Source organism: Roseateles sp. GW823-FHT07B05, assembly GCF_058794515.1.
The window spans coordinates 896,645-907,156 of sequence record NZ_JBXAGX010000001.1 but is presented as its reverse complement, the minus strand read 5'-3'; the positions used below and the strand labels follow the sequence as shown (position 1 = coordinate 907,156).

General features: G+C 70.3%; 10 protein-coding genes and 1 tRNA gene. 5 read left to right on the top strand and 6 right to left on the bottom strand.

Going from position 1 to position 10,512, the window contains the following annotated elements; all coding sequences use genetic code 11:
• Nucleotides 1-83 precede the first annotated feature (83 nt).
• The 4 genes from AC1Q7O_RS03765 to AC1Q7O_RS03750 all read right to left on the bottom strand — a co-directional run bounded on the left by AC1Q7O_RS03765 (nt 84) and on the right by AC1Q7O_RS03750 (nt 4,725).
• Entirely contained in the window at nt 84-728 is a 645-nt protein-coding gene (locus AC1Q7O_RS03765) for a hypothetical protein (RefSeq protein WP_492659130.1), read from the bottom strand.
• Between the two features lie 746 nt (nt 729-1,474).
• Nucleotides 1,475-1,551, bottom strand: a tRNA-Val gene (locus AC1Q7O_RS03760).
• A gap of 46 nt (nt 1,552-1,597) precedes the next feature.
• Nucleotides 1,598-3,847: a RelA/SpoT family protein gene (locus AC1Q7O_RS03755; RefSeq protein WP_492659129.1), complete on the bottom strand. Its 2,250-nt coding sequence runs from the start codon at nt 3,845-3,847 to the stop codon at nt 1,598-1,600.
• A complete protein-coding gene (locus AC1Q7O_RS03750) occupies nt 3,844-4,725 on the bottom strand; it encodes an alpha/beta fold hydrolase (RefSeq protein ID WP_492659128.1) in 882 nt (293 codons plus the stop codon). Before AC1Q7O_RS03750 ends, AC1Q7O_RS03755 begins: the two co-directional genes overlap by 4 nt.
• Before the next feature lie 46 nt (nt 4,726-4,771).
• Between AC1Q7O_RS03750 and AC1Q7O_RS03745 the strand changes: the two genes are divergently transcribed.
• Entirely contained in the window at nt 4,772-5,542 is a 771-nt protein-coding gene (locus AC1Q7O_RS03745) for a 3-hydroxybutyrate dehydrogenase (RefSeq protein WP_492659127.1), read from the top strand.
• Between the two features lie 34 nt (nt 5,543-5,576).
• Here AC1Q7O_RS03745 and AC1Q7O_RS03740 read toward each other — a convergent pair whose 3' ends face one another.
• Complete coding sequence (locus tag AC1Q7O_RS03740) at nt 5,577-6,281, bottom strand: SIMPL domain-containing protein (protein ID WP_492659126.1); 705 nt, start codon at nt 6,279-6,281, stop codon at nt 5,577-5,579.
• Between the two features lie 145 nt (nt 6,282-6,426).
• Between AC1Q7O_RS03740 and ompR the strand changes: the two genes are divergently transcribed.
• Genes ompR through AC1Q7O_RS03725 form a run of 3 tightly spaced genes read left to right on the top strand, consistent with a single transcriptional unit; the run spans nt 6,427 to nt 9,241 of the window.
• Nucleotides 6,427-7,161 carry an osmolarity response regulator transcription factor OmpR gene (gene ompR / locus AC1Q7O_RS03735; RefSeq protein ID WP_492659125.1) on the top strand — a complete coding sequence of 245 codons (735 nt, stop codon included), beginning with the start codon at nt 6,427-6,429 and terminating at the stop codon, nt 7,159-7,161.
• 3 nt (nt 7,162-7,164) lie between these two features.
• The gene (locus AC1Q7O_RS03730; protein WP_492659124.1) at nt 7,165-8,484 is read left to right on the top strand and encodes an ATP-binding protein; all 1,320 of its coding nucleotides are present in this window, start codon (nt 7,165-7,167) and stop codon (nt 8,482-8,484) included.
• A 46-nt stretch (nt 8,485-8,530) separates the two neighbouring features.
• Nucleotides 8,531-9,241 (top strand): substrate-binding periplasmic protein, encoded by a 711-nt coding sequence (locus AC1Q7O_RS03725; RefSeq protein ID WP_492659123.1) that lies wholly within the window; start codon nt 8,531-8,533, stop codon nt 9,239-9,241.
• On the opposite strand, the gene ispF is transcribed toward AC1Q7O_RS03725, so the two are convergent.
• Entirely contained in the window at nt 9,233-9,730 is a 498-nt protein-coding gene (gene ispF, locus AC1Q7O_RS03720; protein WP_492659122.1) for a 2-C-methyl-D-erythritol 2,4-cyclodiphosphate synthase, read from the bottom strand. The genes AC1Q7O_RS03725 and ispF overlap by 9 nt on opposite strands.
• Nucleotides 9,731-9,779: 49 nt before the next feature.
• Here ispF and AC1Q7O_RS03715 point away from each other — a divergent pair, with 49 nt between their 5' ends.
• Nucleotides 9,780-10,508: a substrate-binding periplasmic protein gene (locus tag AC1Q7O_RS03715; protein WP_492659121.1), complete on the top strand. Its 729-nt coding sequence runs from the start codon at nt 9,780-9,782 to the stop codon at nt 10,506-10,508.
• Nucleotides 10,509-10,512 lie beyond the last annotated feature (4 nt).

Below are 10,512 nucleotides of genomic sequence, written 5' to 3'. Positions count from 1 at the left end.
GGGGTGTTTCTCGCAGAACACCCGGACCTAGGCCGGGCAGGTTGTCGACTCAGGCTTGCGCGCGGCGACGCGCCCGAATGGCGTCAGCGGCCACCGGCGCACGCCGCCGAGCGGCGGCGCCACAGGCCCAGGGCGGGCAGCCCGATGGCCAGCATCCACAGTGCGCTGGCCTCTGGCACGGCGCTGGTGACGGCGGTGACGCTCAGCTGCAGTGAGCCGGCGTCGACCCAGTCGAGGTAGGACTGGTTGTCCGCAAAGCTCAGCGTGAGCTTCAAGGCAGGCCCGGCCTGCTGCCCGGCAGCCAGCGCGCCGATATCGAAGAACGGACCGGCCCACGCTGCCGAGACACTCGTCGGCGCATGGACGACCAACGTCAGGCCGGCCCCCTCGAAACGCTGCGCCGTGGCATTCCAGCTGAAGGGGGTGTCGACAAAGCCATCGAAGCTGAGCCCGTCGCCGATGTAGAAACCCACGTGGTGCCCTGCGTGAGCGGCAGGCACATCCACCCAGGTCGCGACGTCCAGGTCCAGGGACCGTGCGCCCGCATCGAGCACCGGCGCGCCCGGGAGGAGCACGACGGCAACATCGGCCGATTCCACCCACGGCGCGGGGGCTGAAGCCGCCACTGCGGGTGACGCCACACCGAGCGTGAGCAGCGAGGCCACCAGCCCCGCCGCCGCGAAGCGCGCGAAGAATTGCCCGGCGACTTTTGAAAATGCTGGCTTCATACACCCCCCTGATCGGACTGTTCAAAAGCCAACCCGTTCAGTTGGCGTATTTGCAAAAAGTGTAAGAGCGCCCCCTCCCCCCTAGACCTCACCCCCCTAGATTGACGGTTAGATAAAACCTGGGCATCAACATGCGGACGACGCCGGCGCAGCGCGCTCGGGGTTCCAACCGCTCGCCTCTGGGGACAGGGGCACCGTAGGCACGCATCGCCACGCCGGCCTTCGCCGTGGATCGACGGCGGGTGGCGCACTCGCTGGTCAAGAGGCCCTCGCTCGGTCGAGATGCCTGTCTTTCATCGTGGAAAAACTCCTGCTGCAGCAGGTGCTGGAACGACTCGCCGAAGACCTGCTGCCAGCCGAAGCCGCAGCGCCGGCGGCAGCCACGCGCAGCTTGCGCCTGTCGTAGGCCGCGGGGCTCTGCACGCAGCGCGACTGCATCCATGCAGTGCGCAAGCGCCTGCTGGCGCAGCGATTCCGGCCGACAGGCGGACCGCCCAATTGATCAATGGGCGGCGCGGCGCTCGTGCAGACGCCTTGGGTTTCCGAGATTGGCGGAGAAGTGCCTCGAAGAAATTTCTAGGCCGCTCGATCAGTTCTGCAGCCGCAGTGCCAAACCGCCAACGACATTCGCATCGCGCGAACGCGATGACAGAAATCCCAGCGGCGACAGACACCGGATGCGCACAAGCAAAACAAAAAGCCCGATACGAACTTTTTCGTATCGGGCTTCTGATTCCTACCAAATTTGGTAGGCGCGATTGGATTCGAACCAACGACCCCCACCATGTCAAGGTGGTGCTCTAACCAACTGAGCTACGCGCCTGAAGAGCTTCGCACTATAGCATGCTTTTTGAGGGCTCGTCCACAAATCACTTCCGACGCGCTGAACGGACGCCCGAGATGGCGCACAGGTCGCGCAGCACCTTGGCCAGCTTGGTGGCGTCGGACAGCTCCAGCGTGAAGCTCATCCACGCCGTGTCGCCGCCGCCGGTGCGCGGTTTGGTGGCGGCACTGCCCTGCAGCGACTGCGTGTTGACGGCGACGACGTTCATCTTCTCCTTGGCGAAGATCTCCAGCACGTCGCGCAGCAGACCCTGCCGATCGCCGGCCTCGACCAGCACGTCGACCGGGTAGACCGGCGCACTCTTGCCCGCGGGTTCGCCACCGCCCCACTCGACGGCGATGACGCGCTCAGGCGAGCGGCGCTTCATCTCGGCAAGGTTGCTGCAGTCGCTGCGGTGGATGGCCACGCCCTTGCCGCGCGTGACGAAGCCGGCGATGGCGTCCGGCGGCGCGGGCCGGCAGCAGCGCGACAGCGTCGTCAGCAGGGAGTCGATGCCCACCACCAGCACGCCGCCGCGAGCGCCGCTGCTGGCGCTGCGCGTGTGCCGCTGGGCGAGCAGTTCGTCCTCGTCGGCCACCGGCTCGGGCGGACGCAGCAGCAGCTCGATGTTGCGCAGCGAGTACTCGTCCTTGCCGACCACCTCGAACAGCGCGTCCGCGCCCTTGAAGCCCAGGCGCGCGGCCAGCTCGTCCAGCTTCAGCGCCGTCTTGCCCTCGCGCTGCAGCAGCTTCTCGACCAGCTCGCGGCCCTTGGCGATGGTCTGCGCCTGCTGCAGCGCGTTGAACCACGCCCGCACCTTGGCGCGCGAGCGCTGGCTCTGCAGATAGCCCAGCTCGGGGTTCAGCCAGTCCAGCGACGGCCCGCCCTCCTTGGTCGCGATGATCTCCACCGTCTGCCCGCTTTGCAGCGGCGTGTTCAGCGGCAGCATCTGGCCGTCGATGCGCGCACCGCGGCAGCGGTGGCCCAGGTCGGTGTGCACCGCGTAGGCGAAGTCCACCGGCGTCGCGCCGGCCGCCAGCTCGACGATGGTGGCCTGCGGCGTGAAGACGTAGATGCGGTCGTCGAACACCGCCCCGCCCTCGCCCTGCACGGTGTCGCGCTCCCAGGCCAGCAGCTGGTTCAGCACGGCCTTGCGGGCGCGCGCCACCTGCTCCTCGAACTCGCCCGCCGCGCTGACGCCGGCGTAGCCGCGCGCGCCGGCCTCCTTGTAGGCCCAGTGCGCGGCCACGCCATGCTCGGCGTGGTCATGCATCTCGCGCGTGCGGATCTGCACTTCCATGGCCCGCTGGTCCTGCCCCAGCACCACCGTGTGCAGCGACTGGTAGCCGTTGGGCTTGGGCTTGGCGATGTAGTCGTCGAACTCCCCCGGCACCGGCGTATACAGCTCGTGCAGCCGCGCCAGCACGGCGTAGCAGTCGGCCACGCTGGCGACGATGACGCGCAAGGCCCGCAAGTCGAACACCCGGTCCAGCGACAGGTCCTTGCCCTGCATCTTCTTGTGGATGCTGTAGAGATGCTTGGGCCGCCCCTGCACCTCGGCCGCGATGCCTTGCGCGTACAGGTCGGCCTGCAGCGTCGCGCGCGCGGTCTCGATGCGCTGCTCGCGCTCGACGCGCTTCTCCTGCAGCCCCTTGGCCAGCGCCTTGTAGGCCTCGGGCTCGCGGAAGCGGAACGCGAGGTCTTCCAGCTCCCACTTGATCTGCCAGATGCCCAGCCGGTTGGCCAGCGGCGCGAACACCGCCTGCGACTCGGCCGCCAGCTCCGGCGGGCAAGGCGTCTTGCTGGCGGCGTACCAGCGCAGCGTCTGCAACCGCGAGGCCAGGCGCAGCAGCACGACACGCAGGTCCTTCGAGAACGCCAGCAGCATCTTGCGCACGCGCTCGGTCTGCTGGGCTTTCTGGTCGGTGCTGACCTTGGCGGCCCGCGCCGCGCGCTGCATCTGCACCAGCTTGCGCGTGTGCGTGACGAGGCTGGCGTGGCTGTCGCCAAAGGCCTTGGCGACGACGTCCTCGGGCCTGGTCAGGAAGTCGGCCGCGTAGACCAGGTAGGCCGCCGCCTGCAGCTCCTGCGCGGCGCCCACGGCCTGCAGGATGGTGGCCACGCCGTCGGCGTGGGCCAGCGCGTTCTCGCCGGTGTCCAGCGTCTCGGCGGCCAGCAGCGGCTCGGCAAAGGCGCGCGCGCGGGCCACCTCGGCGTGGGAATGTTCGGTGCTGGTGTCCAGCAACGCGACGATGGGCGCGGTGGCCGCGCCCTCGGGCATCAAGCCTGTCTTCATGAACTCAAAAAGTCTCTCACGATGGCGATCTGGTCGTCGCGGATCAGGGTGGGGGCGTGGCCGATACCGGGCAGCTCGACGAGGCGGGCACCCGGCCCGCGCTGCGTCATCGCGCGCGCGGTCTCGGCGCTCAGCAGGTCGCTGTCGGCGCCGCGGATCAGCAGCGTCGGGCAGGTCAGCGCGTCATAGGCGGCCCACAGCGCGGCCTCGCCCAAGGCGGCGAGTTCGGGCGTCACGGCACCGAAGGGCACGGCGATGGCGGGGTCGTAGCGCAGCCGCCAGCCGTCGCCGTCCTGCTGGAACAGCGGCTCGGAAAGCGCCAGCCATTCGGCGTCGCTGTGCGGCCCGAAGCCTTCGGAGATGGTGCGCAGATAGGCCGCGCCGTCGGCCAGGGATGCGAAGCGCTGCACCTTGCCCAGGTAGCCGCCGATGCGCTGCAGCGCCTCGAAGCGGATGGCCGGGCCCACGTCGTTGAGCACGAGGCGGCGAATGAAGCCCGGCCGCCCTTCGGCACCGCGCAGCGACGCAACGCCCAGGCCGATGAGCCCGCCCATGGACGTGCCCACCCAGTCCACCTGCTCCACGTCCAGCCGCGCCAGCAGCGCGATCATGTCGGACACATACGCCGGGATTGCGTAGCCGCCGGGCTGGCGCAGCCAGTCGGAGCGGCCGCGGCCGGCCACGTCGGGGCAGATGACGCGATAGCGGCTGCTCATCACCCGCGCCAGCGCATCGAAGTCGCGCCCCTGACGCGACAGTCCGTGCACGCAGACCAGCACCGGCGCGTCGGCGCCCGGGCCGGCCCACTCCCAGTACGCCATGCGGTGCAGACCGGTGGCGTCCAGGCAATTGACGAAGCGCAGGTCGGGCGAGGTCATGGTTCAATCCTTTGAAACCATCGTAGCAACCCGGAAGGACCCCTCCATGTTGAAAGGCAAGACCGCCCTCGTCACCGGCTCCACCAGCGGCATCGGCCTGGGCATCGCGCTGTCGCTGGCGCGGCAGGGCGCGAACGTGATCCTGAACGGCTTCGGCGACGCCGAGGCGCCCAAGGCCGAGGTCGCGGCGCTGGGCGTCAAGGTGGGCTACCACGGTGCCGACATGAGTAAGCCCGGCGACATCGCCGCGCTGGTGGCCTACGCGGACGCCGAGTTCGGCGGCATCGACATCCTCGTCAACAACGCCGGCATCCAGCACGTGGCGCCGGTGCAGGACTTCCCCGTCGAGAAGTGGGACGCGATCATCGCGATCAACCTCACGTCGGCCTTCCACACGACGCGGCTGGCGCTGCCGGGCATGCTGAAGCGCGGCTGGGGCCGCATCGTCAACATCGCGTCGGCGCACGGGCTCGTCGCGTCGGCGCAGAAGTCGGCCTACGTGGCCGCCAAACACGGCCTGGTCGGCTTCACGAAGAGCGTCGCGCTGGAGACGGCCACGACGCCGGTCACCGTCAACGCCGTCTGCCCCGGCTGGGTGCTGACGCCGCTGGTACAGAAACAGGTGGACGCGCTGGCCGCGAAAGACGGCGTCGACAACGAGGAGGCCAAGCGCCGCCTGCTGGCCGAGAAGCAGCCCTCGCTGCAGTTCACGACGCCCGAGGAACTGGGCGCGCTGACGGTGTTCCTGTGTTCGGACGCCGCCATCAACGTGCGCGGCCAGGCCTGGGCGATGGACGGGGGCTGGACCGCCGTCTGAGTGAGCCCCCGGCCCGGCGGGTAGGCCGGGTCGCTCAGCGCGGGGACGACTCGCGCGTCAGCTGCACGCTGCCGCTGACGTTCACCGTCACGGTCGCCTTGCCGGCCTCGGTCGGCAGGCCGGCATCGGCCGCCTCGGCCTTGACCATGCGCATCGCCATCATGGGCCGCGGCTGCGACACCTCGTCGCCCGAGATGTTGATCTCGCCCACCACGTAGCCGCCGTAGCCGAACTGCTTCGCGTAGTCCGCCGCCTTGGCGCGGTAGCGGCCGATGGCCTGGGCCGTGATGTCGGCCTCGGCCTTCTCGCGCGCCTCGCGCGACAGGCTGTAGCCCACGCGGGCGATGCTCAGCGTGCTGATGCGGCCGGTCAGCTGCGCGATGGCGGCCGTGTCGCGGCCTTCCACCTGCAGCTCCGCGCTGCCCTGCCAGCCATTGATCTTGCCGGTCTTGGGGTCGTGGCGCGGGTACAGCGAGAAGCCGCCGGTCTGCACGTCCACCTGGCCCGGCTTGGCGACCTTGCGCGCCTCGGCCAGCGCGGCATCCAGCGCCTGCTTCAGCGCCGCCTGCACGGCGGTGGGCTCGGTACCGTCGCGCGTGGTGGAGAAGCTGACGCCCAGCACGTCGCGCGTCACCTCCGCGGTGGCGCTGGCCGACAGGCTCAGCCGCTCCCGCGGCGCCTCGGCAGCCTGGGCCGCGGCGGCCAGGGTCAGAACGGACAGGGCGGTCAACACACGCATGGCACTTCCTTTCAACAGGGGCTTCCCAGCTTAGCGGCCCACCATGGCCCCGATATGGCAACGAGCTGTAACCGATGCCTGCTGTCCTACGCGGCCGGGTTTCAAACCTGCTCACAATGCCGCTGTTACAAATTCAGGAAGCGCGATGAACAACGCCGCCAATCCCCGCCAGAACCGCATCCTCGTCGTCGACGACGATGCCCGCATCCGTGACCTGCTGCGCCGCTATCTGACCCAGGAAGGCTTCGAAGTGCTGCTGGCCGAAGACAGCCGCGCGCTGAACAAGCAGCTGACCCGCGAGACGGTGGACCTCATCGTGCTGGACCTGATGCTGCCCGGCGAAGACGGCCTGACCATCTGCCGCCGCCTGCGCGCCGCCAACGACCAGACGCCCATCATCATGCTGACGGCCAAGGTCGAGGACGTGGACCGCATCGTCGGCCTGGAGGTCGGCGCCGACGACTACCTCGCCAAGCCCTTCAACCCGCGCGAACTGCTGGCCCGCATCAACGCGGTGCTGCGCCGCCGCCCGCCGCCGGAAGCCCCGGGCGCCCCGTCCAAGGAACCGATGACGGTCACCTTCGGCCCGTTCGAGTTCGACCTGGCGCTGCGCCGCCTGATGAAGAACGGCGAGCAGCTGCCGCTGACGACCGGCGAGTTCTCGATGCTGAAGACGCTGGTGCGCCACCCGCGCCAGCCTTTGAGCCGCGACAAGCTGGCCCAACTGGCCCGCGGCCGCGAGTTCGAGCCCTTCGACCGCAGCCTGGACGTGCAGATCTCGCGCCTGCGCAAGATGCTGGAAGCCGACCCGGCCCAGCCGCGCTACATCCAGACGGTCTGGGGCGTGGGCTATGTCTTCGTGCCGGATGAAAACAGCTAGCGCATGCCGCGACCGCATCTCGCGCTGAATCTCTTCTGGCGCACGTTCGCGTGGCTGGCGCTGCTGCTGGCCGGCGCGGTGCTGGCCTGGCAGTACACCTTCAAGCTGCTGGAGGCCGAGCCGCGGGCGCTGGAGTCGGCCGAGCAGCTGGCCGGCCTCGTCAAGCTCAGCCGCATCGCGCTGGAGCACACCGACCCCATCAACCGCGTGGCCGTCATCACGTCGATGGCGCGGGGCGACACGGTGCAGGTGCGCGTGGCCGAGCAGACCGACCGCTGGCTGCCCTACGACACCAGCCCGTTCGCGAAGAAGCTGGCCGCCGAGTTGCGCGGCACGCTGGGCCCGGACACGCTGGTCGCGCGCAGCGTCAACGACGTGCCGGGCCTGTGGGTGCGCTACGTCGTCGGCGAGGACGCCTTCTGGCTCAGGACCACCGCCGCGCCGCTGTCCGTCAACCTCGCCGGCAACTGGTGGTGGGTGTTGATCGCGCTGCTGGCCACCATCGTCGGCTCGGCGCTGATCGCGCGGCTCATCAACCAGCCGCTGCGCGAGCTGGCCGAGGCCGCCGGCCGCATCCGCGAGGGCGAGTACGACTCGCGGCTGGACGAGACGACCATGACCAGCGAGATCCGCGAGGTCAACATGGGCTTCAACCGCATGGCCCGCGAGCTGGCCAAGCTGGAGGAAGACCGTGCCGTCATGCTGGCCGGCATCTCGCACGACCTGCGCACGCCGCTGGCCCGGCTGCGGCTGGAAACCGAGATGAGCGTCAGCGATGAGCAGGCGCGGCACTTCATGGCGCAGGACATCGACCAGCTCGACGCCATCATCAGCAAGTTCATGGACTACGCGCGGCCCAACGAGACGCAGCTGCGCGAGGCCCGGCTGGCCGACATCGTCGAGCGCGAGGTGCAGGGCTTCCGCGACCCCGACCAGATCCGCTTCCGCGTGCAGGTCAGCGCCGCGCTCAAGGTCTTCGTCGACGACACCGAGCTGGGCCGCGTGCTGCTGAACCTGTTCGAGAACGCCCGCCGCTACGGCCATGAGCCCGGCGAGCCGGCGCGCGTGGACGTCAGCGCCACGCGCCAGGGCTCCTGGGTGGAGCTGCGCGTGCGCGACCATGGCCCCGGCGTGCCGCCCGACCGCCTGGTCCGGCTCACGGTGCCCTTCTACCGCGGCGACGCCGCACGCACGGCCGCCAGCGGCGCGGGCCTGGGGCTGGCCATTGTCGAGAAGTCCGTGCAGCGGCTGGGCGGCCAGCTGTCCATCAGCAACTCGCCCGAGGGCGGGCTGCTGACGGTGCTGAAACTCCAGGCCGGCTGAGCTACGCTGCGCCCATCTTCAAACGCTAGGCGCCGCGCCTGCCGCCATGCCACGGGTCGCCCTCCTGCTCGCGCTGCTGCTGCACGCCGCCACCGCGCTGGCGCAGCCGCGGGTGCTGGAGATGCTGGTCTATCCCAACGCCGGCGTCTTCGAGTCGGCACCGGGCAAGGGCCCGGGCGGTCCCGGTGGCGCGATGCTGGAGCGCCTGCAGGCGCTCAGCGGCGTGACGCTCAACCAGCAGTTCATGCCGGTCCCGCGCGCGATGCTGACCGTCAAGCAACACCCCGGCCACTGCATGGTCGCCGTGACGCGCACGCCGGAGCGGGAGTCGATGTTCATGTGGGCAGGCCCCTGGGCGCGCGGCGCCACGGCCGTTTTCGCCCGGGCCGACGACACGCGCAGCCTCCAGCACCCGCAGGAACTGCGCGGCAGCAGCATCGTCGTGCTGCGCGAATCCGCGCCAGCGGACTGGCTCCGGTCGCAAGGCATCCCCGCGACGGAGGTCAAGGACAACACCACCGGGCTGCGCATGCTGCAGGCGCGTCGCGTGGACTACTGGCTTGCCAACGACCTGGCGGCGCAGTTCGTCATCCGCGCCGAGGGCGGGCCGGTGCCCAAGCAGCTCTACAACTTCGGCCGCATCGACCTCTACATGGGCTGCCACCCGGCCTCCGACCCGGCCGCGGTCGCCGCGCTGGACGCCGCCATCGCGCAGCTGCGCCGCAACGGCGAACTGGCGGAGTTCGGCTTACGCTGAAGCCGCTGCCAGCAGGCAGACGGCGCGCGCCTCGATCGCGCGGCCTTCGCCCACCGGGCCCATCTTCTCGGCCGTCTTGGCCTTCACGTTGACCTGCCCCACGTCCACGCCCAGCACCTCGGCCAGCCGCGCGCGCATGGCCGGGATGTGCGGCGCCATCTTGGGCGCCTGGGCGACGATGGTGGTGTCCAGGTTCACCAGCTGCCAGCCCGCCTCGCGCACGCGGCGGTAGGCCTCGGCCAGCAGCACCATGGAATCGGCGCCTTTGAACTCGGCCGCCGTGTCGGGGAACAGCTTGCCGATGTCGCCCAAGGCGGCGGCGCCCAGCAGCGCGTCGGTGATGGCGTGCGCCAGCGCGTCGGCGTCGGAATGGCCCAGCAGGCCGTGGGTGTGGGGAACGGTGATGCCGCCCAGGATGAGCGGGCGGCCGGTGACGAGCTGGTGGGTGTCCCAGCCTTCGCCGATGCGCAGGGCGGTCGCGGAAATCATGCGCAGGATTGTCCGCGCAAAGCGGCGCACCACGCGCTAACCTCGCGCCATGCCGACCGCCCGCCGCGCCCTGCTCAGCCCGCTGGCCGGCCTGTGGGCCGCGGCCGCGTTCGGCGGCGCGCCGGCCGACACGCCGCTGCGCATGCTGGTGTACCCGGTGCCCGGCCTTTTCGACGTGGCGGAAGACGGGCGCATCGGCGGCCCCGGCGGCGCGCTGATCACCAAGCTCGGCCGCGCGAGCGACGTCCGCCTGGAAGCCGCCAGCCTGCCCATCGCCCGGGCCTGGCAAAGCGTGCTGGTCGAGCCGAACAGCTGCGTGCTGGGCATGACCCGCACGCCCGAGCGGGAGGCCCGCTTCCAGTGGGTGAGCCCCGTCTCGCGGGCAGACTTCATCGTCTACGGCCGTGCGGACTCGGCGCCAGCGGCGCCGGAGCTGGGCGCGCTGCGCGGCAGGCCCGTCGTCGTGCTGCGCGAGACGGTCACGGCCGCGCAGCTGCGCGAGCAGGGCGTGGCCGCCCAGGAAGTGACGAACACCCTCAGCGCGCTGCGGATGCTGCAGGCCGGCCGGGTGGACTACTGGTACTCGCACCAGCTCGTGGCCGAGGCGGCCGCCAGCGCGGCGGGCGGCACGCCCATCAAGGCGCTGTTCAGCACCGTCCGCATCGATGGCTACCTGGCCTGCAACCTGGAAGTGCCCGCCCCCACCATCGACCGGCTTCGGCAGGCCGTGCAGAAGCTGCGCCACAACGGCGACCTGGCCGAGTTCGGCGTGCGCTGAAGTC

Coding starts and splice junctions, on each gene's coding strand:
- ispF (WP_492659122.1), bottom strand. CDS start 9,730: ATGATTTCCGCGACCGCCCTGCGCATCGGCGAAGGCTGGGACACCCAC.
- AC1Q7O_RS03745 (WP_492659127.1), top strand. CDS start 4,772: ATGTTGAAAGGCAAGACCGCCCTCGTCACCGGCTCCACCAGCGGCATC.
- AC1Q7O_RS03755 (WP_492659129.1), bottom strand. CDS start 3,847: ATGAAGACAGGCTTGATGCCCGAGGGCGCGGCCACCGCGCCCATCGTC.
- ompR (WP_492659125.1), top strand. CDS start 6,427: ATGAACAACGCCGCCAATCCCCGCCAGAACCGCATCCTCGTCGTCGAC.
- AC1Q7O_RS03725 (WP_492659123.1), top strand. CDS start 8,531: ATGCCACGGGTCGCCCTCCTGCTCGCGCTGCTGCTGCACGCCGCCACC.
- AC1Q7O_RS03750 (WP_492659128.1), bottom strand. CDS start 4,725: ATGACCTCGCCCGACCTGCGCTTCGTCAATTGCCTGGACGCCACCGGT.
- AC1Q7O_RS03730 (WP_492659124.1), top strand. CDS start 7,165: ATGCCGCGACCGCATCTCGCGCTGAATCTCTTCTGGCGCACGTTCGCG.
- AC1Q7O_RS03715 (WP_492659121.1), top strand. CDS start 9,780: ATGCCGACCGCCCGCCGCGCCCTGCTCAGCCCGCTGGCCGGCCTGTGG.
- AC1Q7O_RS03740 (WP_492659126.1), bottom strand. CDS start 6,281: ATGCGTGTGTTGACCGCCCTGTCCGTTCTGACCCTGGCCGCCGCGGCC.
- AC1Q7O_RS03765 (WP_492659130.1), bottom strand. CDS start 728: ATGAAGCCAGCATTTTCAAAAGTCGCCGGGCAATTCTTCGCGCGCTTC.